Genomic DNA, 22,415 nt, shown 5'->3' on the forward strand with positions numbered 1-22,415 from the left:
CAACGGGTCCAGGGCAGCGCCCTCGCGCTTCATCCATGACTCCCCCCGCCCGGCTAGCCGCGGTCATAGACCTCCTGGCCGCCATCGAAGCGGCGCCACGCCGCCCGGCGGACGCCGTCGCCCACAGCTTCTTCCGCGAGCGGCGCTACATCGGTGGCGGCGACCGGCGCGACATATCCGACCAGGTCTGGTTCGCGCTGCGCCACTGGCGCCGTCTGGAATGGTGGCTGCAGCGTGGCGAGGGCCACGCCACTGCGCGGCTGCTGCCGGCCGCTGCCGCGATCCTGTCGGGCCGGCCGGTCGAGAGCCTGCAGCGCGCCTATTCCGGTGGCCGCTACGCGCCCGACCCGCTGCAGCCGGCCGAGCTGCGGGTGCTGCGCGCGCTGGAAGGGCACACGATCGAGCATCCGGAGATGCCGGATGCGGTGCGACACGAGGTGCCGGACTGGCTGCTGCCGCTGCTCGCCGAGCGGTTCGGGCCGGAGCTCGAGGCCGAGCTGGCGGCGATGACCGGCCAGGCGCCGCTGGACCTGCGCGTGAACCTGCTGAAAGGAACCCGGGAGCAGGCGGCCCGGGCCCTGGCGGAGGCCGGGATCGAGACCGAGCCGATGACGCTGTCGCCTTGGGGCCTGCGCGCGCGCGGGCGGCAGAACGTCACCGCCGCGGCCGCCTTTCGCGACGGGCTGGTCGAGATCCAGGATGAGGGCAGCCAGCTGGTGGTGGCGGCGCTGCAGGCGGCGCCCGAGATGCGGGTGGCGGACTACTGCGCCGGCGCCGGCGGCAAGACGCTGGCGATCGCGATGAGCATGGGCAACCGCGGCCACATCGTGGCCTGCGACGTGTCCGAGCCGCGGCTCGATGGCGCGGTGCGCCGCCTGCGCCGGGCCGGGGTGCATAATGTCGAGCGGCACCTGCTGGTGGCCGGCGATAAATGGGCCAAGCGGCGCGCGGCCAGCTTCGACTGCGTGCTGGTGGATGCGCCGTGCACCGGCACCGGCACGTGGCGTCGCAATCCCGACGCCCGGCTGCGGCTGCGGCGGCGCGATCTCGAGGAGCTGGTGGAGAAGCAGGCGACGATCCTGCGGGATGCCGCCCGCCTGCTGCGTCCGGGCGGCCGGCTGGTCTATGCGACCTGCTCGGTGCTGCCGCAGGAGAACGAAGCGCAGATCGCCCGCTTCCTGGCCGTCCAGCCGGGCTTCGTGCAGGTTCCGGCATTGCTGGGTCGCGACGTCATCAGCCTCACGCCGCGTCGCGACGGCACCGACGGCTTCTTTGCCGCCGCCCTCACCACCGGACCAAATCATGCCGGCTGAAGCACACGGATTCGTTACACTGTGAAGGGCAATCCCGCGGGTCGCCGCAGCAAGGGAGCCGCTATCATGATCCACGCCCTGCCGCAGGCATTGCCGTGCGGGTCGGGGCGCCGGGCTGGAGACGCTTCGATGCTCAGCAGGGACGATGGTTTCTCGCCCGGTGCGGCCGACCTGCCGGCCAGGGTGCTGCTGGCAGGTCAGTTCGCGCGTCCCGGCTGCCTGGACCGGACCCTCATCGAGGCCCTGATCGGCGCGGAGCACGACGTGCTGCCGGAGCCTGCCGGCCTTGCGCCGGCCTCGCTCGGCAATGACGGCGCCGCCGACGTGGTGGTGGTCGACCTGTCGGGCTCGGTGGCCTCGGTGCTGGCGCTGGTGGCGCAGCTGCGCGTTGCCGTCGATGCCGCGCAGGTGCCACTGCTCGGCGTCATGCCGAGCGGGATCGATCCGCGCAGCGCGATCTACCTCGCCGCCGTGGTCGACGAGACCGTGTCGCATGCGCAGATGGTCGAGCGGTTGCCCTCGGCGGTTCGCCGGGCCACGCGCCTCGTTGCCTGGCCGGTCGATGACGAGGCGCTGCGCATTTGGCACGGCGACGGCCCGACCGACATTCGGCACTGAACTAAGTCACTAGGCCAAAGTTCAGCCCCCGTAGTTCAGCCCCCGTATTTCAGCCAGGGGGGACTTCGATCGCCTCCAGGCCGGTCTGCAGCAGCCAGCGCAGGTCGGGAAGGGAGACCGCCACGCAGCCCGCGGTGGGCGCCTCGTCGGCTTGCGCGACATGCAGGAAGATCGCCGATCCCAGCCCGCGCTGCGGCGGATCGTCGTTGTAGGCGAGCACCGCCATCAGGTCGTAGAGGCCGTCATTGCGCCACAGGCGCTCGTGCCGCCCGTCATGCGGCAGCCGCACCGGGCGGTTGTAGTCGCGGTGGGTGACGTCATCGCACCAGCCATCCCCGGGCGCGATCGGTTCGCGCGGCAGGCTGCAGTCGGGCGGGGCGCCGAGACGGTCGGCGCGATAGAGCACCCGCCGCAGCCGGTGCAGCCCGGCGGGCGTGGTCTCGTCGCCTTCCTGCTTGTGCAGGCTGATGCCACCGGCTCCCAGCACGCAGGGCACCCGGCGCGGCCCGAAGGACAACGCGCCGATGCTGCGCCCGAGCATCAGGATGCCGCCTATCTGCATGGAACGGACCCCCGTCGGCGGAACGAAATCGGCTTTGAGTCGTCTATGTGCTGAACGCAGGCCTTGCACAGCACCCTTTCATCACGACATTGTGTGTGCGCGAACAAGGATGCCGTCGAAGTCACATTCACCGCGTTGTGAGCCGCAGCCGGAGCGCCGGATGCTCCGGAGGCAGCCGGACGATACCGAGGCTGCGGTCGCCCGGCGCTGAGATACATGTGCCCAGTTCGGGTCGATGGGAAAGAGGTTTCGATGGCGGGTGAACGCCCCATCCTGATTATTGACGATGACGATGCCCTGCGCACGACCCTCGTCGAGCAGCTCCATCTCGATGCCGAATTCACGGTGGACCAGGCCGCGTCGCTTGCCGACGCCACCGAGAAACTCGCCGGCATGAGTGCGCGGTTCGACGCGCTGATCCTCGACGTGACGCTGCCAGACGGTGACGGGCGCGACTTCTGCTCGGATCTGCGCCGCCAGGGTCGCCGGATGCCGATCATCATGCTCACCGGCTCGGACGATGAGAGCGACGTGGTGCGCGGGCTCGATGCCGGCGCCAACGACTACGTTGCCAAACCGTTCCGGATTGCCGAGCTGCTGGCGCGCCTGCGGGCGCAGATGCGCATCTTCGAGAACAGCGAGGATGCGGTCTTCAGCATCGGACCGTACACGTTCCGGCCGTCCGCCAAGCTGCTGCAGGAGACCGCACGCAACCGCCGCATCCGGCTGACCGAAAAGGAGGCCGCGATCCTGAAGTTCCTGTATCGCGCCGGCACCCGCCCGGTGCCGCGCCAAGTGCTGCTCAACGAGGTCTGGGGCTACAACGCCGCGGTCACGACGCATACGCTCGAGACGCATATCTACCGGCTGCGGCAGAAGATCGAGCCCGATCCCGCCAATGCCTGCCTGCTGGTGACGGAAGGCGGCGGCTACCGCCTAGACCCCGAAGGCAGCGCCTGAAAGGCTGTTCGCAAACACCTGCTGCTGGCGATCCGACGCGGCTTTCCTGCGCTCCGCTGCTCACGGCCAGACGGCCGCTGCGCTGCGGTGCTCGGAAAGCCACGCCGGGCGCGGCCCTGCGGGCCGCTCTCATCCAGCATCAGGCGTTTTCGAACAGCCTTTATTCTGAAGGCGAACCCTCGCTGCCTCTCAGTTGGTCCTGGCGGCGGCGACGGCTTGGCGTAGGGCGGCTAGGTCGAGCGCGCCGGGGATGATGCGGTCGGCGACCACGAAGCTTGGCGTGCCGGTGATGCCGAGCGCTTGCGCGAGGGCGATATTTCGCTGCAGGTCGGAGGCGATCGCCGGGTCCGCCATATCGCGCTCCAGGCGGTCGGCGTTCAGGCCGGCCTGCTGCGCGAGGCTGCGCAGGCGCACGCCGTCGGGCTGTCCCGTGTCGGTCATCAGGATGTGCTGCAAGGCCGACGCGCGGCGCTGCCGGCCGGCGGCGACGATCGCCCTGGCTTGCAGGACGCTGGCGGGGCCCAGGATCGGGATCAGCTTCTCGACCAGCCGCACCCGTCCGTCGGACGCGGCCAGCCGGTCGAGATCGGGCAGCACCTTGCGGCAGTACGGGCAGCGCGGGTCGTAGAACTCGACCAGCGTGACACCCCCCGAGCCCACCACCAGGTCGGCATCCGTCGGCGCGAGGGCGGCGCGGTTGCGGGCCAGTGCCGCTTGGGCATCGACCGCCTGCGAGCGGTCGGCCTCGGCGCGCAGCGACAGGATCGCGTCGTTCAGGATCGAGGGGTCGGACTTCAGCGCCCCGCGGATGATGGCGATGATCTCCTGGCGCTGGGCCGGGGTGAACTGGCCAGGCTCTGCCTGCGATCCGGGCGCGACAGGCGATCCGGCCTGGGCGCGGGCGATGCCCGGCAGGAGTGGCGCCGCGAGCAGCAGGGCGGCGGTCAGGATGGCGGATCGGGCGGGGAACCTCATGGCGCGCCTCTAGCATGGCCCGGACGCGCCCCCAAGTAGCCTGCCCTCAAGCCCCCAAGCAGCCTGCCCTCAAGTTGCCGTCATCCGCGAAGCCGTCTAATGCCTGCCGGGATCGTGGCCGCGCGCCGCGATGTTGCCACTCCACGGAGAGCTGATCCTTGCGGATTTCGACGCGGCACCTGAACAGCCTGGCCGCTTGCATCGGCCTGGCGCTCCTGGCCGGATGCTCCGGAGTGCAGAAGGTCAAGGCGCTGGTGACCGGCCCGTCCTCGCCCTACCTCACCGGCTATATCGGCGAGGTCGCCGCCGACGAACCGCGGGCCGCCCTGGTCGGGCGCGACATCCTGGCTCGCGGCGGCAATGCGGCGGACGCGGCCGCGGCCCTCGGCCTGGCCCTGTCAGTGACGCTGCCCTCGCGCGCCTCGCTCGGCGCCGGCGGCGCCTGCCTGGCCTACGACGCGTCCGGCGCCGCGCCGGATGCGATCCTGTTCACCTCGGTCGCCGGCGCGCCCGGGCTCGACGCCGACCGCCCGGCCGCGGTGCCGATGCTGGCGCGCGGCCTGTTCCTGCTGCAGGCGCGGCACGGCCATGTCGGCTTCGACGAGCTGACCCGTCCGGCGGCCGGGCTGGCGCGCGATGGCATCACCGTGTCCCGCGCCTTCGCCGACGATCTTGCGCAGGTCAGCCAGCCGCTGCTCGCCGACCCCGGCACGCGCGCGATCTTCGGCGCCGTTGGCGGCGGGACCGGAGGCGGTGTCCCGGTCGCCGGCGACCAGCTCGTGCAGCCGACTTTGTCGGAGACCCTGAGCCGCATCGCCCTGTCCGGGGTGGGCGAACTCTATACCGGCGCGCTGTCGCGCGATTTCGTCGCCGGCGCCGATGCGGCCGGCGGCGGCCTCGATGCGGACAGCATGCGCTCGGCGCTGCCGACCAGCCGCGCCGCGCTGCACCTGCAGAGCGGCCGCTACGAGGTCGGCTTCCTGCCCCCGCCGGCGGATGGCGGTCTCGCCGCTGCGGCCGGCTTCGCGGCGCTGGAACAGGGCCAGGGGGATGCCGTGGGCGTGTCTCAGGCCGCCGCCGCCGCCTGGCGGGCTCGTCACCCGCAGCAGGGCAACGGCGATCATCTGGCCGAGGCGGCGCAATTGGTGCTGGACGAAGCGCTGCATGCAGGTGCGTCCGGTGCGCCCCTGAGCCGGCTGCCGGCGTCCACCAGCTTCGTGGTGCTCGATCGCAGCGGCAATGCGGTGTCCTGTGCCGTCAGCATGAACAACCTGTTCGGCACCGGGCGGGTGGCGGGCGACACCGGCATCCTGCTCGCCGCCTCGCCGGCCCGCGTCCCGGCGCCCCTGCTCCCGGCGGCGATCGCGTACAACCCGTCCGGGAACAGCTTCCGCGCGGCGGTGGCGGGCTCCGGCCAGAACCAGGCCGCGGGCGCGGTGGCCGCGGCCATGCACAATGCGCTCGCCGGCGTGCCGCTCTCGCATCCGGTGACCGAGACCGGCCGGGTCAACACCATCTCCTGCCCGCAGGGTCTGCCCGGCGACAGCAACAGCTGCGCCGGCACCACCGATCCACGCGGCGCGGGCCTCGCGATCGGCAGCGAGTAGGCAGAATGCTCAAGCGGGGCGCGGCCGCCGCGATCGCGCCCTTCCTGGTGATGGACGTGATCGCCCGCGCCAATGCCCGGCAGGCGGCGCTGGCGCCCGGGGCGCCGGGCATCATCCGCATGGAGGTCGGCCAGCCCGGTACCGGCGCACCGCGCGGCGCGGTGCAGGCGGCCTCGCGGGCACTGCTGGCCGGCGAGCCGCTCGGCTACACCGAGGCCTTCGGGCTGCGGTCGCTGCGCGAGGCGATCAGCCGGCATTACGGCCGGTTCTATGACGGCCTCGCGTTGGCACCGGACCGGATCGCGGTCACCACCGGCGCGTCCGGCGGCTTCCTGCTCGCCTTCCTGTCGGCGTTCGACATCGGCGACCGCATCGCCATGGCGGCGCCGTACTATCCGCCCTACCTCAACATCCTGCATGCGCTCGGCATGGTGCCGGTGGTGCTGCCCACTGCGGCATCGACGCGGTTCCAGCCGACGATTGCGATGCTGGAACGGCTCGCGGCGCGCGAAGGCCTGCCGGACGGGCTGATCGTGGCCTCGCCGTGCAATCCGGCCGGCACCATGCTGCAAGCCGTGGACCTCGCAGCCCTCGCGCAATGGTGCGACACGCACGGCGTGCGGCTGGTCAGCGACGAGATCTATCACGGCCTGACCTGGGACTTTCCGGCCGCTACCGCCGCGTCGTTCAGCGACAGCGCGATCGTCATCAACAGCTTTTCGAAATACTGGAGCATGACCGGCTGGCGCGTGGGCTGGATGGTGCTGCCGCACGACCTGCTCGGCGCCGCCGAGCGGCTGAAGCAGAACATGTTCATCAGCGCGCCGCATATCTCGCAGGTGGCGGCCGAGGCGGCGTTCGCCTGCACCGACGAGATCACCGCCAACCTGGCGCGCTACCGCCGCAGCCGCGATTTCCTGCTCCACGAGCTGCCGCAGGTGGGCTTTCCTGCGCTGTCGCCGGCGCAGGGCGCCTTCTACCTCTATGCGGATATCTCGCAGCACGGCAGCGACAGCCTGAGCTTCGCCGATCGCATCCTGGAGACGGCCGGTGTCGCCGTCACCCCGGGCATCGATTTCGATGCCGAGCGGGGCCACGAGTTCCTGCGTTTCTCCTATTGCGGGCCCGAGGCCGACATGCGCGAGGCCCCGTCGAGGCTGGCGCTGCTCGGAGCCTGAGGGCCGGGTCGCCGGCGACCGCCTTCAGGGAAGATGGTTGCCACCGGTCACGCCGTAGATCTCGCCGGTCACGTAGCTGGATTCCTGCGACGCCAGCAGCACATAGACCGAGGCCAGTTCCGCCGGCTGGCCCGGGCGCCCGATCGGGGTCTTCGAGCCCAGGTCCGGGATCGCATCGGCGGGCTGCCCGCCGCTGGGCTGCAACGGCGTCCAGACCGGCCCGGGGGCGACCGCGTTGACGCGTATCCCCTGCTCGATCACCTGCTTGGCGAGCGCCTTGGTGAAGGCGGTGATGGCGGCCTTGGTCGAGGCGTACTCGAGCAGCGTCGAAGAAGGCTGGTAGCCCTGGATCGAGGTGGTGTTGACGATCGTCGAGCCGGGCGGCATCAGCGCGACGGCCGCCTGGCACAGCCAGAACATCGCCGTCACGTTGATGCGGAAGGTGGCCTCGAACTGCTCGGTGGTGAGGTCGGCGATCTGCTTCACCGCCGTCTGCTTGCCGGCGACGTTGACCAGGACATCGAGGCCGCCGAGCGTCGCATGGGCCTCACGGACGAGCGCCTTGCTGAAGGCCTCGTCGCCGATGTCGCCCGGCAGGGCCACCGCCTTGACGCCGGCGGCGCGGACCAGGGCCACCACCTCCTGCGCGTCCTTTTCCTCGGACGGCAGATAGCTCAGGGCCACGTCGGCGCCTTCACGGGCGAACGCGATGGCGGCGGCCCGGCCGATCCCGGAATCGGCACCGGTGATCAGCGCCTTGCGGCCGGCGAGCCGGCCGAAACCCTGGTAGCTCGCCTCGCCATGGTCGGGCTTGGGCGACATCTCCCGGGCGAGGCCGGGTGCGGATTGCGGCTGCCTGTCGAACTCGGGTTGCGGATACTGCGTGCGCGGGTCCTGCATCGCATACTGGTTCGTGGTGGTCATTGCGTCGCTGTGCCTTCTGCTGCGTCCGGTGGTGCGCCGCCAACGGAAGCGTCCGGACGCGGTTCGCTCACTTCGGCGCGCGTGGCGCACAGGCTTGCGGCGTGCAGGTCCGCTTGCGCGGCGGCCGGATTGCGACCAGAAGCGGCGGTCGCTTGCGGGGAGGCAGCCATTGCAGCAGCGCGTGGCGATCGTCGGCGCCGGCCCGGCGGGGCTGGCGGCGGCCGAGCGACTGTCCGGGCAGGGCATTGCGGTCACCCTGTACGAGCGCATGCGCACCCCCGGCCGCAAGCTGCTGATCGCCGGGCGCGGCGGCCTCAACCTGACCCACTCGGAACCGCTGCCGCAGGTCCTCGATCGCTATGGCAGCGCGCGGGACTGGCTGGCGCCGGCAATCCACGACTTCCCGCCGGATGCCCTGCGCGCCTGGGCCGAAGCGCTCGGGCAACCGGTGTTCACCGGCAGCAGCGGCCGGGTGTTCCCGCGTGCGATGAAATCCTCCGGGTTGCTGCGCGCCTGGCTGGCAAGGCTGCAGTCGCAAGGGGTGGTCTTGCGCACCGGCTCACGCTGGACCGGCTGGACCGAGGCGGGGGGCCTGCAGCTCGAGGACGGGGCTGCGATCGAGGCGGATGGGGTCGTGCTGGCGCTCGGCGGTGCCAGCTGGTCCCGGCTCGGCTCGGACGGATCCTGGGCCCCGCTGCTGGCGGCGCGCGGGGTCGAGATCGCGCCGTTCCGGCCGGCCAATTGCGGGTTCCTGGCGAACTGGTCCGAGCCGTTCGCCACTCGCCATGCCGGCCTGCCGCTGCAGCATGTCGGGCTGCGCTGCGGTCCGGTTGCCGCCGCGGGCGACCTCATGCTGACCAGGCGCGGGATCGAAGGTGGCGCGGTCTATGCGCTGTCGGCGCCGCTGCGCGATGCCATCGAACGCGACGGCGAGGTGCTGCTGCGGGTCGATCTGCGCCCGGAGCAGTCCGCGGACGCCCTGGCCGCCAGGCTCGCCCGCGTGCGGCGGCGCGAGAGCCTGTCGAACAGCCTGCGCCGCGCGCTCAGCCTGCCGCCGCAGGCCATCGGGCTGCTGCGCGAAGCGGCGCTGCAGGGTCCGCTCCCGCGCGAGCCGGGCGCCCTGGCGGCCCTGGTGAAGGCGGTGCCGCTGCGTCTCGTCGGCGCCGAGGCGCTCGACCGCGCGATCTCGACCGCCGGCGGGGTAAGGCGGGAGGCGCTGGACGCGCAGTGCATGCTGCGCGCGCTGCCCGGCCTGTTCGCCTGCGGCGAGATGCTGGACTGGGAGGCGCCGACCGGCGGCTACCTGCTGCAGGCCAGCCTCGCCACCGGACGCGCGGCGGCCGACGGCGTGCTGCGCTGGCTGCGGGCGTTTCCGGCCGGCCCGTCACCACGCCCGCCATGACGGTGGCCACAGCGATCGGCGCGGCCGGCGCCGATGCGGCGGCGTTCGATAGGGGTGATCGAAGACGGTTCCCGTGCGCCGACGCTGCATGACAGGAGCGTTTCGGGATCAAAACGTATAGTGGTTGCGTGAGTTCGACCCGATCAGCAGCTCCGTCGCGTGCGAGCAGGTGAGGGTACGTGATCTCGGCTTCTCCGGCGCGCAAAGGATTTCCAGGTGGGCACCTACAGCTTTTCAGGCGCGCCGGTCTTCGTGACGGTGGCGGCGACGGGCCTCTACGACATCGCCGCCTTCGGCGCGCAGGGAGGCCAGAATGAGCACGGCGCCGGCGGTCTCGGCGCCGAGGCGGATGGGACCTTCAGCCTGACCGCGGGCGAGACGCTGGAGATCGTCATCGGCGGCCGCGGTGCGCGTGCCAACGCGGAGTATGCCGGTGGTGGCGGCGGTGGGGGCACCTTCGTGTTCGCGAGCACAGGTGGCAGTGCCTACGCACCGCTACTGGTCGCAGGCGGCGGCGGCGGCGGCTACGGCAAAGGCAGATCTGGCGGCCCAGGCATGGTCGGCGCTGACGGTACTGGCGCCGGAGGCGCTTTCCCGCCGGGTCAAGGTTCCGGCGGCAGTGGCGCGGGGGTCAGGGGCGCCGGCAGCACAGGGGCCGGTCCCGGCGAAGGCTACGGCGGCGCGAGCCTGACGGGCCGTTTCGCCGGAGGTGCGGGTGCCAGCTCGGGCGGCTTCGGCGGCGGCGGCGGCGGCGGCTACGTCAACACCGGCGGCGGCGGCTACTACGGCGGCGGCGGCTACTATGGCGGCGGCGGCGGCGGCGGCGGCTATACCGGCGGCGTTGGGGGGTATCAGACCGGCGGCACCGGCGGCACGTCGTTCGATGCCGGCACCGCGGACGCCGGCAAAACGACAGCGGGCGCGCGGAGCGGCGACGGCAGCCTGGTGATCTCGCCCGATATTGCCTGCTACGTCACCGGCACGCTGATCCTGACTGCCGTTGGCGAGCGGCCGGTCGAGCAGCTGGCGATCGGCGACCTGCTTGTCACCGCGTCCGGCGCGCATCGCCCGGTCAAGTGGATCGGCCGGCGTGCCTATGCCGGGCGGTTCCTGGCCGCCAATCCGGGCGTGCAGCCGATCCGCCTGCGTGCCGGCTCGCTCGGCTGCGGCCTGCCGCGCCGCGACCTGCTGGTCTCGCCCGAGCACGCGATGGGCCTCGACGGCGTGCTGGTGCCGGCGCGCTGCCTCATCGACGACAGCACGATCGTGCAGGAACGCCGCTTGCCGCGGGTCGACTATGTGCATGTCGAGCTGGACAGCCACGACGTGATCCTGGCCGAGGGTGCGGCGTCGGAGAGCTTCGTCGACGACGACAGCCGCGGCATGTTCCGCAACGCGGCCGACTACGCCGCGCGCTATCCCGACGCGCCGGTTGGGCGAGGCGGCGCCTGCTTGCCGCGGCTGGAGCAGGGGCCGGGGCTCGACGCGTTGCGCCGCCGGCTGGCCGGCCAGACCATGCCCGCCGAGGCGATGGAGGGCCGGCTGGATGCGGTGGACGCGGACCGGATCACCGGCTGGGCGCGCAACCTTGCGGCGCCGGGGCGGCGGATCCGGCTGCGGGTGCGCGACAACGGCGCGATCCTGGGCGAGATCATCGCCGACAGCTTCCGGCTCGACCTGCTCGAGGCGCGCGGCGGCGACGGCCGGTATGGCTTCAGCCTGCCGGTATCGGGAGGGCTGTCCGCAGCGCTGCGGCATGTGATCACGGTGGAACGTGCCTCCGACGGGATGCCGCTGGACGGCAACGGATGGGTGCGCGAGGCGCAGATCATGCCTGAGCTTCGCGCCGTGCCGGCCTGCGGGGCGGCGGAGATGCGCGGCATGCTGGACCTGTGCACGCGGGAGCGGCTGACCGGCTGGGCGTATGCGCCGGGCAGCGACGCCCCGGTCGCGCTGCAGGTCCTGGATAACGGCATCCCGCTGGCGTGCGTATTGGCGAACGAGCCGCGCGGCGACCTCGCGATGGCGGGCATCGGCACCGGGCGGCACGGCTTCGACCTGCTGATCCCCGGCGGCCTGTCGCCCTTGCTGCGCCATGTGCTCGACATCCGGCGCGACAGCGACGGCGCCCGGCTGCCGGGCGCGCCGCTGCTGATCGAGCCGGCCGGAGCCTTCGGGGCCGGGCTGGAAGCGGCGGTGGCCGCCGCGGTGGCGGCGCTGGCCCCCGGCGAGCAGCAGGAGCAGGCACTCGCCTTCCTCCGTTGCCAGGCCGAACGCCTGCAGCAGGACCGGGCCGACCGTGATGCCGACCGGGGCCCGCGCGAGGCGGCCCGGCGGCATCGCCGGCGATGGGGCCGCGCGGCCGCCGATGCGCCCTGCAGGACCCTGGTCGTGGACAGCGCGCTGCCGCAGACGGGCCATAGCGGGGGAGACAACGCCATCCTGTCGCATATCGCGGCGCTGCAGCGTCTCGGCCATGCGGTGAGCTTCGCGGCGGCGGATGCGATGGCGGCAGGCGCGTCCGCGCTCGACGCGGCCGGCGTCACGCTGCTCAGGCTGCCATTCTACGCCTCCGTCGAGGAGGTGCTGCGCCGCCAGTCGGGCTGCTTCGACGTGGTGTATCTGCACCGCGGCGAGACGGCGGCGCGCTACAGCCACCTGGTACGGCGCTACGCCCCGCAGGCCAGGCTGCTCTACAGCGTGGCCGACCTGCACCATCTGCGGCTGGCGCGCCAGGCCGAGCTGCAGGACGACCAGGCGCTGCGCGCCGCCAGCGCCAGGGTGCGCTCGATGGAAGCCGCCGCCGCGGCGGCGGCCGACGCGGTGCTCACCCATTCGCATGTGGAAGCGGCCATGCTGCGTCGCCTGGTGCCGGGTGCCGCGGTGCATCGCATCCCCTGGTCGATGACGGCGCAACCCTCGCGCCCAGCCTTCGGCAGGCGCAGCGGCGTGGCGTTCATCGGCTGTTTCGACCACGCGCCCAACGTGGATGCGGCGATCTGGCTTGTCGGCACCGTGATGCAACTGGTCTGGCAGCGTTGCCCGGGGCTGGAATGCCTGCTCGCCGGCCGGGCGATGCCCGATGCCGTGCGCGCGCTGGCGCGCCCGGGTGTCGCGGTGCTCGGCGAGGTGGCGGATCTGCGGATCGTCTATGACAGGGTCCGCCTGACCGTGGCGCCCTTGCGTTTCGGGGCGGGGGTGAAGAGCAAGGTGCTGGAGAGCTTCGCCGCCGGGCTGCCCTGCGTCATGACGCCGGTGGCGGCCGAAGGGATCGAGCTGGGATCGGATCTGCAGCCGCTGGTCGCCGGCTCGCCGGAGGCCCTGGCCGACCGCATCGTGCGGCTGCATGAGAACGCCGGCGCCAACCGCGCCATCGCGGCGGCCGGCGTGTCGCTGATCCGGTCCAGCCATGGCGCGGAGAGCGTGGCCCGGGCCCTGCACGCGGCGATCACCGGGGAGACCACGACGCTGCCCCTGCAGCGCTTCGGATAGAAGTCAGGCCGCGAGCGCCGGGGCGTCGTCGGGCAGCGCGTAGCCCAGGCTGCGGAAGATCTCGGCATGCTCGCCGGCGGGCCAGGAAGTCGGGTCGGGTCGCCGCGTGCGCGGCGCATAGTCCCTGACCTCGTCGAGATAGTCGGAGAAGCCGATGCGGGCTGCGTCGTAGCCGGGCAGCTCCAGGACGGCGTGGATGCGTTCGAGCACCGCGAGCGGCTGCCGGCGCAGCGCGTCGTAGCCGACCTCGGCGAACCGGCCGGCCGGCAGCGCCGCCGTATCGCGCAGCAGCCGGGTCATCAGCCGCGGATAGACGTGCCGCACCAGGGCCTCGATGTTGGCGTCGGGTCTGCCGAGTGACAGCTCGCGCACCAGCGTCGAGAACATGCGCACCGAGGACGCGTACACCTCGGCCGGATGGCGGTGGATATGGATGAAGCGCGCCTCCGGCCAGATCGCCCGCAGCAGCGGGATGCGGGCGCTGTTGGCGGGATTGCGTATCAGCAGCGGCCGCCCGGCGGCGCGTGTCATCTTGCCGACATAGCCGCGCAGGCTGGCGATCCAGCGTCGCAGTTCCGGCGCGCCCACCGCGTCGAGGAACACGCCGCGATCGAACGCCTCGCGCAGGCGATGCGGAAAATAGATCCCGTGGTTGCAGGACAGGGTGGAGAGGTTGGCCATCGCCAGCTCGTCCTCCTGCGGCAGGTCCGCGGCGAGCGCCACCGCGTCGATCAGCCGGTTGCGCGGAAAGAACTGCTCGACGAACGGGCGTGCGATGCGGGCCAGCCCGAGCGCCTCCGCCGGCAGGCCGACTGCCATCGGCGACAGGATGCCGAAGGCCGGCGAGCGGCTGAGCAGGTTGGCGAGATGGGTGGTGCCGGAGCGCCAGTGGCCGACGATGAACACCGGCGCCGGCAGGCCGTCGTCCTGGTGGTGCAACGCCGTGACTGCCGCTTCACCGACGGTGAAGGGCAGCCGCAGCCCGGCCATCGCCACCGCGAGCGCCGCCACATGCAGGCGTTGCGGTGCAACGCCGCCGCGCACCAGCAGCCGCGCCAGGGTGGGCAGGGTGGCGCCGCAGAGCGGGTGGAACACGCGGTGCGCCCGACCGCGGCCACGCGACGAGTGTTTCGGAAGCTGCATGGCCAGCTCTACGCCGGCGGCTGCATCCAGTTCTAAAGCCTCATCTTTGAGTGTTCCGCGGGGAGCTCAGAGCCTTGTGTGGACGGCTCCCTTGACGCAAGGGCAATTTGACTTCGGCGCCGCGGTCGGGTGCGGTCATGTGTCCGGCCTGTTTGCGCGGCCCATGACCGCTGGCCTTGATGCAGTTCGCGGCCTGGCTCCCAATCAGTTTCGCGCGCTCGGAGGCGCAAGACTCTAAACGGGTTCTGCCAAGCCCCGGGTTCGACCGGTTTGCCATCACGTCGTTGCTGCCCTCACACCCTGCCAGCCGCGGCGTTGGCCGGCAGGGATCCTGTTACGCCGTCAAACCACGGCCGGTGTAGCTGCTGCCGGCGTGCAATAGCTTCCGCCCCGGGCCAGCAGCGCCCAAACGATGCGCGCCGTTTTGTTAGCCTGCGCCACGGATGCGAGCCGTGCCGGGCGACGCTCCAGCACACCCTTCAGCCAGGCCACCTCCGGTGTGCTCTTGGTTCGGGCGTGGCGGATTACCGCCGTTGCACCGAGCACAAGCAACCGCCGCAGGGTTCGATCGCCCTGCTTGGAAATGCCGCCTTGGCGTTGCTTGCCGCCACTGCTGTTCTGCTTGGGCACCAGCCCGATCCAGGCGGCAAACTGACGGGCGGAGTGGAACTGGGTGGGATCGGTGACGGTGGCCACGATGGCGGAAGCGGTGATCGGCCCCACGCCGGGAATGGTCGCAAGCCGGCGGCTGACCTCGTTGTCTTTGTGCCAGGCCAGGATTGCCGCCTCGATTTCCTTTACCCGGATGCCCACTGCTTCCAACTCCGCGGCCAGCCCACGCAGGGCGTGGCGGGCCAGCGTCGGCACGCTCGCCGTGTTCTCCCCCATGAGCACGGCGACCAGGTCCGCCACGCGGCTGATCCCTTGGGGAGCGATCACGCCGAGCTCGGCCATATGCCCGCGCAACGCGTTCACCAGCATGGTTCGCTGCCGCACCAGCAGCTCGCGCGTCCGGTGCAGCATCAGCACGGCCTGTTGTTCGGCCGATTTGACCGGCACGAAACGCATGGTCGGCCGGGTGACGGCCTCGCAGATTGCTTCCGCGTCGGCTGCGTCCGTCTTGCCGCGCTTGACGTAGGGCTTGACGTAGCTTGGGGGCTTGACGTAGCTCGCCGGCATCAGCCGCACCTCGTGGCCCAGCGCCTTGATCTCCCGTGCCCAATAATGCGCCGTGCCGCACGCCTCGATGCCGACCAGGCACGGCTTCAGGCTCTTGAAGAACGCCAGCACTTCCGCCCGCTGTAGCTTGCGGCGCAGCACCGCCTGGCCGGACGCGTCAACGCCGTGTGCCTGGAACACGCGCTTGGCGATGTCCAGACCGATCGTGGTAATCTCCATGGTGGACGGCTCCTTTTGCCCGTTGCCTCAACAGCTACGAGCCTGGCACATCGATGCCGCACAGGAGCCGTCCACCGCATCAGTTTGCAAACAGGCCCTCAGAACCGCTGCCGCAGCAGAGTCTGCTCGAAGTGGGTGAAGGCGGCCTCGAGCTGCCATTGCACCCGCGCCTTTTCGTCATGCGCCAGGAAGTCGGCGCAGCCTCCCTTGGCCGCCATGCCCGGCACGGTGCCGGCGCAGGCGCCGTTCAGGCGACCGTCCGCAATGTTCCACAGGCTGGCCCCAGGCAGGAACGAGTACGTCAGCGAATTGCGCGAGAGCTGCTTCAGGTCCCCGTAGTGCAGATGGTACGTGGTCGCGGCGCGCAGATATTCGTGCGTGAGGTCGATCCGCTCGACCCCCTCGTCGTCGGTGGACAGCGCCATGGGCACGCCGGCGGCGCGATAGGCCTCGAACGGATGCTCGTCGCCGCTGACGCCGAGGATCTGCGCGTTGCTGGTCAGGTTGATCTCGACGGCGACATGCCGTTGCGCCATCTCGGCGAGCAGGCCGGGCGCGTCGTCCTCGTAGGTGATGTCGACGCCGTGGCCGATGCGCTTCGCTCCCGCGATCTCGACGGCGTGGCGGATGTGGAACTGCAGGTCGGCGGTCGGCACCAGCCCTTCGGTGAGTTCGCCCGCATGCAGGGTCAGCGGCACCGACGGATACACCGAGCTGAGATAGCGGAAGGCGCGCATGTGCAGGTCGTAGTCGCGCAGCGCCACCGGGTCGTCCTCGGGCTCGACGATGTTGACGCCGAGGAAGCGCGGATCGCCTGTCACCAGCGCGTAGCTGTAGGCCATCTGCGCGAACACCGCCGGTGGCGGCATGGCGCGCAGCACCTGGGTCAGGTAGCGGATGCGCACGGTGCAGCCGGGTTGCGCCTGCCGCGTGCCACAATGCAGCACCGCGCGCATGCGCGCCTCGGCCTCGCCGGTGCGGATGCGCGCCTCGCGCACCAGGGTCGGCAGGCCGGGCCGGATCTCGTCCAGGTCGTGCGCGAAATCCTCGCCGTGCCAGGGATGCGCGAGGCCGAGCGCCGCGGATTCGCGCATCAGCGGATAGTGCATGATCTCGAGATACAGCACATGGTCGGCGGCCGCACGGTTCGCCGCCTCGGCCAGCATCTCGCCGGCGCGCCCGCGGCCGGCGGCGTCGAACTTGCCGAACGTGCTGAAGAAATGGTCGTGCCCGGACCGGTCCGAGGGGCTCGCCGCGAAGTCGCGCATGGACAGCGCATCGATCTCGCTGTCGTTCAGGCCCGGCACCTGCGCCAGCGCATCGGCGGCCGGCACCATCGGCGGCCGGCAGGGGGCGCCGCCCAGGGCATGTGTCGCCGGATCGAGGCAGAGGCCGCCCTGGCGCGCCCAGCCGAGATAGCTCTCGGCATAGATCGCCCCTGCAAGATGGTTGTGCAGGTCCGCCCCTTTCGGCATCTCGCGCAGCAGCATGCGCAGGCGCGCCGGCTGGCGGGCCAGGCTGTCGAACAGGCGGCTCGCATGCGGCCCGGCATCCTCGGCGGCGGCGGCAGGCCGGCCGGTGAGCAGCAGCAGACAGACGACGACGGCACGGATCATCGGGCGATGGTGGAGGAGCCGTTCGCGCGTCGCAACCAGCTCCCCTCCGGCGATCGCACCGGAGGGGGCCGGATCAGGAAGTCAGCGCTTCCACCAGCCGGTGCGGCGCATGACCGGGGCGTCGGTCGCGCCGACCAGGATCGGCTGGATGAGATTGGCCGGACGCTCCGGTTCCGGCGCGTCGGCCGGGGGATCGGCGACACTCCCCGGCACCGCGCCCGTGGCCGGTTTCGCCTTGCTCGGTCTTGCCCGCGGTGTGGCACTCGACTTGGCCGCGGCCCGCGCGCGCGGCGCCGGCTTCGTCTTCGCCTCGGTAGCCTCGGCTGTCGCGGCCTTCGTGGCCCGCTTGCGCTTCGGCTTCGCCGGAGCGGCATCGGGCGCCGCATCGGCCGCGACCTCCGGCTCGGCTGCGATCAGGACCATCCCGGCGTCCGGCACCGTCCGAGCCGTGACTGCCGGCAGTGGGGCCGGTTCCGGTGCCAACGGCTCCGGCTCGGCGGCTGCGCGCGGCGCCGGCTGCGCCACATCCTGGTCGATCACGTCGAAGATGTCGTATGCGCCGCCGAACGGATCGGCCGGGGTGGCTCCCCCATAGGGCAGCAAGCCACCGGCACCGACCCGGCCCGACTGTGTTGCGCCCGACTGTATTGCGCCCGACTGGGCTGCATTGCCCGCATCCGCATTCGACGGGCCGGCGGGCCGGCGATTGCGGCCACCGCGGCGGCTGCGCTTGCGCGGTGCCGGCTCGCCGCCATGCGCCTGCGCGCCGGCATCCGGGCCGGTTCCGGCGGTAGCAGCAATCTCGCCATCCTGTGCCGGCAACAGGTCGGGCACGAACTCCGGGACGTCGCCCCGCAGGTCCGGCTGTTCCGCATCCTGCGTCGCGACCGGGGGCGATGGCTCGGCTGCGTCGTCGCGACGGCCGCCACGCCGGCTGCGACGGCGGCGCTTGCGCCGGCGCTCCTTGTCGCCACCCTCGCCGGAGAAACCTGGGGCCTCGCCGGCGGCACCCGGAGTGTCCTCGAGATCGTCCGGCTCGGCCGCGACGTCGTCGGTCTCGCCATCGAAGGCCGCGACGCTCTCGAAGTCGTCGGCGGTGCCGTGCGAGATGACGCCGTTCGCCGGCAGCCGGCGCTCGGCGGCGACCGCGATGGCCGGCACCGGGGCCGCTGCCACCTGGGGACGCATGCCCTCGATCTTCAACGCCGGCGGGATCAGGCTGTCGTCGGACGCGAAATGGATCACCATGCGGTGCCGGCGCTCGATCTCGCCGAGCCAGACGCGCTTGTGGTTCAGCACGTAGAGTGCCACGGCACTCGCGACCTTGACCAGGATCTCGGCGTGCCGCTGCTTCCCGCCCTCCTCCTCGATGGCGCGCAGCACATGCAGCGCCGCGCTGTCGGTGCCGCGCATGAAGCCGGACCCGGCGCAATGCGGACACGGCACGAAGGTGCTCTCCACCAGGGACGGGCGCAGCCGCTGGCGCGACATCTCGAGCAGGCCGAAATGGCTGATCTGGCCGATCTGGATGCGGGCGCGGTCGCTGCGCAGCGCATCCTTGAGCCGCCGCTCGACCATGGCGTTGTGCTTGCGGCTCTCCATGTCGATGAAATCGACCACGATCAGGCCGGCTAGGTCGCGCAGGCGCAGCTGGCGGCCGAGCTCGTCGGCGGCCTCCAGGTTGGTGCGCAGCGCCGTCTCCTCGATGCCGCGCTCGCGCGTCGAGCGGCCGGAGTTCACGTCGATGGCGACCAGCGCCTCGGTCTGGTTGATCACCAGGTAGCCGCCGGATTTGAGCTGCACGGTCGGCTGCAGCATCGCGTCCAGATGGTGCTCGACCTGGTAGTGCGAGAACAGCGGCTGGCCGTGGTCGCGCCAGAGATTCACCTTCTGCGCGTTCGCCGGCATCAGCATGCGCATGAACTCGCGCGCCGCCTTCCAGCCCGGCTCGCCATCGACCGCGATCTCCTCGACGTCGCGGGTATAGACGTCGCGGATCGCCCGCTTGATCAGGCTGGCTTCCTCGTAGATCAGCGCCGGCGCCACCGAGCGCAGGGTCTGGTCGCGTATGTCGTCCCACAACCGCAGCAGATACTCGCAGTCGCGCTTGATCTCGGGTCGTGGCCGCTGCGCGCCCGCGGTGCGCACGATCATCGCCATGCCGCGCGGGATCTCGAGCTCGTTGGTGATCTCCTTGAGCCGCTTGCGGTCGGCCGCCGAGGTGATCTTGCGCGACACGCCGCCGCCGCGCAGCGAGTTCGGCATCAGCACGCAGAAGCGTCCCGCGAGCGAGATGTAGGTGGTCAGCGCCGCGCCCTTGTTGCCGCGCTCCTCCTTGACGACCTGGATCAGCAGGATCTGCCGGCGCCGGATGACCTCCTGGATCTTGTACTGGCGCAGGAACCGGGCCGCCTGGCGCGAGGTGCGGTTGTCGTCGCCGCCATCCTCCTCGCCGCCCATGGATTCCGGCGCCGGCTCGTCCGGACGCGACGGCGCCGCGTCGACCGCGTCGCCAGCCTGGCTGCCGGCTTCGTTCGCGCCCTCGTCGGTGCCGTCATCGCCGGAGGCGTCGGACGCTGGTCCCGCTCTGCCGTCATCCGCGGCGTCAGCGCCGGCGCTGTCGCTCGCATCCTCGCGGGCCTCCTCGGCGCGGGCCTCCTCCTCCTGCAAGGCCAGCAGGCGTTCGCGGTCGGCGACCGGGATCTGGTAGTAGTCCGGGTGGATCTCGCCGAAGGCGAGGAAGCCGTGGCGGTTGCCGCCATATTCGACGAACGCCGCCTGCAGGCTCGGTTCGACCCGGATCACCTTGGCGAGGTAGATATTGCCCTTGAGTTGTTTCTTCGCGGATGTCTCGACGTCGTAATCTTCGAGGCGGTTACCGTCCAGCACGACCACGCGGGTTTCTTCCGCGTGGGTCGTGTCGATCAGCATACGTTTGGTCATTAAAGCAGGGACTCCGATGCACCGCACCAGCGCCTCTGCCGGGCCGAGGCCGGGCGAGACCGCACGATGCAGCAGGATATGGGGCGGCAGGATATTGCGGTGGATGACCTGCATCGGGCCGGTGGAGGCGCCATGCCGAGAGCGGGGCAGGCAGCGGATTGCGATCCGACGCTGCTCGCGACTGCTTTTCGGCGTGAAGGCGAAGTCCGGCTTGCATGCAGGTCCTGTGCGAAGCGCGGCGCGGGCCACCGGGATGCGGGCCGCGACGCCCGGGTAGGCGTCTCGTGCCGCCCTGCGCCGCTCCGTTCATCGGGAAGGATCGCAAGACGCGGCCGCGGCCGCAAAGTCTCGCCAGCCGGACCGTTCCCGATGGAAAGGCGGCGTGCGCTGCGTGTGGCCAGCGTGCCGGGCAGCACTTGACGCGCCACCGCAAGCGAGGAGCATGACGCAATCGCCTGGCTACTGCAAGCGGCGCAATCCTGGATCGCGTGGCAGGCTGCCGGCGCAGCCCAGGGCGCCGCGGACGATACGCCTGCGAAATGCTATCAACGCGACCTGCAAAAGCGCATAATGCCGCAAGGTCAGGCCGGTGGAGCAGGTCGTGGAGTATTTAAGGCTTGGACGCAGGAGACTTGGGCGCAGGAGACTTGGGCGCAGGAGACTTGGGCGCAGGAGACTGGGATGGCTTGCCGCGGCCGGCGCGCTGATCGCGCCAGCGGCCGCTGCCCAGGCGCCGCCGCGCCATGCCGCGGCGCATCGCCGCGCGCATGGCGCGGCTCACGCAGGGCCGGCCGTGATCGGCCGGGCGTTGCCGCCGAAGCCGCTGGTGATGCTCGATCCCGGCCATGGCGGCAAGGATCCCGGCGCCATCGGCGTGTCCGGCACCTACGAGAAGCACATCGCGGTGGCAGCCGCCGGCGAGCTGCGCCGGCAGTTGCTGGCGACCGGCCGCTACCGGGTGGCCCTGAGCCGCGAGACCGACATCTTCATTCCGCTGGAAGACCGTGTCGCCATCGCCCAGGGGCGGCAGGCGGCGCTGTTCGTCTCCATGCACGCCGATGCGCTGCACGACCCGGCGGTTCGCGGCGCCAGCGTCTATACCCTGTCCGAGAATGCCTCGGACGCGCAGACCGCGGCGCTGGCCCGGACCGAGAACAGCGCCGACCGCTATGCCGGGCCGCATGTCCACACCACCTCGCCGGAGGTGCAGCGCATCCTGGCCAGCCTGGTGCGACAGGAAACCCGGGTGGGATCGGCGCAGATGGCGCGCAGCGTGGTCAGCGCCTTCCGCCCGCATATCGGGCTGCTCACCAATCCGGACCGTCATGCGGCCTTTGTCGTGCTCAAGGCGGCGGACATCCCCAGCGTGCTGGTCGAGATGGGGTTCATGTCGAACCGCCTTGACGAGACCGCGCTGCGCCAGGCCAGCCACCGGGCAAGCGTCGCCGGCGCCATGGCGCGCGCCATCGACCGCTACTTCGCCGAGGCCGGCTTTACCCGCCTCAGCAGCGGCGGTGCGGCCCTACCGGGATGAACGACTGCCAGCCGCCCTTCTACCAGCCGTCCTCTACCAGCCACCGTGCCAGCCATAGCCATAGCCGCCGCCGTAATAGGGGCCGTAGGCGTAGGGCGGCGGCGGATAGGCGTAGGGATAGGGCGGCGCCACCATGACCGGCGGGGGCGCCCCCGCCCCGACCGGCGGCGCGCCGTAGCCGGCGGCCATCTGCGGTTGTGCGACGCTCTCGCCCGAGGCGACCATGCACTGGGCATAGACCCGGTCGTAGTTGCCCTGCAGCGAGTTGGCCGAGGCAGCGGCGTTCTCGCCGCCGACCGACGAGCCGACCAGCAGGCCGCCGCCGGCGCCGGCGGCGGCACCGAGCCCGGGATTATGCGCCGCAGCGCCGAGCAGCGCGCCGATGCCCGCGCCGACCACGGTGCCGACGGCGGCACTGCCGATCGCGCTGCTGTTGGCGCCCTGCTGCGGGGTGACACCGTTATTGGCCGCCGTCGCATCCTGGCGGCAGCGCCCGTCATCGGCCCGGAAGGTGTCGAAGCTCTTGCCCTGCCCGGGCGCCGCCATGACGGTGGGACCGGGCGGCGGCGCCACGGTGCAGGCGGCAAGCGACACCCCCAGCGCGGCAGTGGCGGCCAGGGGCGGCAGCGGACCCAGAACCGAACCCAGAACCGAACGCATCGATTTGCTCCATGAAAGCCAGCTCCCGGATGATCAGGGATCTGGCGCGACCAGGAATTGGGGCGAGAGCGCGATCTCGCAATGGAAGCG

16 protein-coding genes are annotated in these 22,415 nt (G+C 71.5%); 8 read left to right on the forward strand and 8 right to left on the reverse strand.

Annotated elements, in window-relative coordinates; all coding sequences use genetic code 11:
* The first annotated feature begins 35 nt into the window (after positions 1–35).
* A complete protein-coding gene (locus tag ACQY4O_RS02970; RefSeq protein WP_428374752.1) occupies positions 36–1,313 on the forward strand; it encodes an RsmB/NOP family class I SAM-dependent RNA methyltransferase in 1,278 nt (425 codons plus the stop codon).
* A 129-nt stretch (positions 1,314–1,442) separates the two neighbouring features.
* Positions 1,443–1,931 carry a hypothetical protein gene (locus ACQY4O_RS02975; RefSeq protein ID WP_428374753.1) on the forward strand — a complete coding sequence of 163 codons (489 nt, stop codon included), beginning with the start codon at positions 1,443–1,445 and terminating at the stop codon, positions 1,929–1,931.
* 49 nt (positions 1,932–1,980) lie between these two features.
* On the opposite strand, the gene ACQY4O_RS02980 is transcribed toward ACQY4O_RS02975, so the two are convergent.
* Positions 1,981–2,472 carry a L,D-transpeptidase family protein gene (locus tag ACQY4O_RS02980; RefSeq protein WP_428378083.1) on the reverse strand — a complete coding sequence of 164 codons (492 nt, stop codon included), beginning with the start codon at positions 2,470–2,472 and terminating at the stop codon, positions 1,981–1,983.
* A 273-nt stretch (positions 2,473–2,745) separates the two neighbouring features.
* Here ACQY4O_RS02980 and ACQY4O_RS02985 point away from each other — a divergent pair, with 273 nt between their 5' ends.
* Positions 2,746–3,453 carry a response regulator transcription factor gene (locus tag ACQY4O_RS02985; RefSeq protein WP_428374754.1) on the forward strand — a complete coding sequence of 236 codons (708 nt, stop codon included), beginning with the start codon at positions 2,746–2,748 and terminating at the stop codon, positions 3,451–3,453.
* Between the two features lie 189 nt (positions 3,454–3,642).
* On the opposite strand, the gene ACQY4O_RS02990 is transcribed toward ACQY4O_RS02985, so the two are convergent.
* Positions 3,643–4,428 carry a DsbA family protein gene (locus ACQY4O_RS02990; protein WP_428374755.1) on the reverse strand — a complete coding sequence of 262 codons (786 nt, stop codon included), beginning with the start codon at positions 4,426–4,428 and terminating at the stop codon, positions 3,643–3,645.
* 158 nt (positions 4,429–4,586) lie between these two features.
* On the opposite strand from ACQY4O_RS02990, the gene ACQY4O_RS02995 reads away from it, so the two are divergent.
* Positions 4,587–6,035, forward strand: coding sequence for a gamma-glutamyltransferase (locus ACQY4O_RS02995; RefSeq protein WP_428374756.1), 1,449 nt, complete (start codon positions 4,587–4,589; stop codon positions 6,033–6,035).
* 5 nt (positions 6,036–6,040) lie between these two features.
* On the forward strand, positions 6,041–7,213 hold the full coding sequence (locus ACQY4O_RS03000; RefSeq protein ID WP_428374757.1) for a pyridoxal phosphate-dependent aminotransferase: 1,173 nt from the start codon (positions 6,041–6,043) through the stop codon (positions 7,211–7,213).
* Between the two features lie 24 nt (positions 7,214–7,237).
* Here the strand turns inward: ACQY4O_RS03000 and ACQY4O_RS03005 are convergent, their stop codons facing one another.
* Positions 7,238–8,137, reverse strand: a complete 900-nt coding sequence (locus tag ACQY4O_RS03005) for an SDR family oxidoreductase (RefSeq protein WP_428374758.1) — start codon at positions 8,135–8,137, stop codon at positions 7,238–7,240.
* Positions 8,138–8,306: 169 nt separating this feature from the next.
* On the opposite strand from ACQY4O_RS03005, the gene ACQY4O_RS03010 reads away from it, so the two are divergent.
* Both ACQY4O_RS03010 and ACQY4O_RS03015 read left to right on the forward strand, forming a co-directional pair.
* The gene (locus ACQY4O_RS03010; RefSeq protein WP_428374759.1) at positions 8,307–9,539 is read left to right on the forward strand and encodes a TIGR03862 family flavoprotein; all 1,233 of its coding nucleotides are present in this window, start codon (positions 8,307–8,309) and stop codon (positions 9,537–9,539) included.
* Positions 9,540–9,755: 216 nt separating this feature from the next.
* Positions 9,756–13,031 carry a Hint domain-containing protein gene (locus ACQY4O_RS03015; protein ID WP_428374760.1) on the forward strand — a complete coding sequence of 1,092 codons (3,276 nt, stop codon included), beginning with the start codon at positions 9,756–9,758 and terminating at the stop codon, positions 13,029–13,031.
* A gap of 3 nt (positions 13,032–13,034) precedes the next feature.
* Here ACQY4O_RS03015 and ACQY4O_RS03020 read toward each other — a convergent pair whose 3' ends face one another.
* The 4 genes from ACQY4O_RS03020 to ACQY4O_RS03035 form a co-directional block, all read right to left on the reverse strand.
* Positions 13,035–14,174, reverse strand: a complete 1,140-nt coding sequence (locus ACQY4O_RS03020; protein ID WP_428374761.1) for a sulfotransferase family protein — start codon at positions 14,172–14,174, stop codon at positions 13,035–13,037.
* Between the two features lie 342 nt (positions 14,175–14,516).
* Positions 14,517–15,572: an IS110 family transposase gene (locus tag ACQY4O_RS03025; RefSeq protein WP_428374762.1), complete on the reverse strand. Its 1,056-nt coding sequence runs from the start codon at positions 15,570–15,572 to the stop codon at positions 14,517–14,519.
* 98 nt (positions 15,573–15,670) lie between these two features.
* Positions 15,671–17,188 carry an adenosine deaminase family protein gene (locus ACQY4O_RS03030; RefSeq protein WP_428374763.1) on the reverse strand — a complete coding sequence of 506 codons (1,518 nt, stop codon included), beginning with the start codon at positions 17,186–17,188 and terminating at the stop codon, positions 15,671–15,673.
* Between the two features lie 81 nt (positions 17,189–17,269).
* On the reverse strand, positions 17,270–20,131 hold the full coding sequence (locus tag ACQY4O_RS03035; protein WP_428374764.1) for an Rne/Rng family ribonuclease: 2,862 nt from the start codon (positions 20,129–20,131) through the stop codon (positions 17,270–17,272).
* 676 nt (positions 20,132–20,807) lie between these two features.
* Between ACQY4O_RS03035 and ACQY4O_RS03040 the strand changes: the two genes are divergently transcribed.
* Entirely contained in the window at positions 20,808–21,665 is an 858-nt protein-coding gene (locus tag ACQY4O_RS03040) for an N-acetylmuramoyl-L-alanine amidase family protein (RefSeq protein WP_428378084.1), read from the forward strand.
* A 33-nt stretch (positions 21,666–21,698) separates the two neighbouring features.
* Here the strand turns inward: ACQY4O_RS03040 and ACQY4O_RS03045 are convergent, their stop codons facing one another.
* On the reverse strand, positions 21,699–22,325 hold the full coding sequence (locus ACQY4O_RS03045; RefSeq protein WP_428374765.1) for a glycine zipper family protein: 627 nt from the start codon (positions 22,323–22,325) through the stop codon (positions 21,699–21,701).
* Between the last annotated feature and the right edge of the window lie 90 nt (positions 22,326–22,415).

Source organism: Lichenicoccus sp., from assembly GCF_965277665.1.
GTDB lineage: Bacteria > Pseudomonadota > Alphaproteobacteria > Acetobacterales > Acetobacteraceae > Lichenicoccus.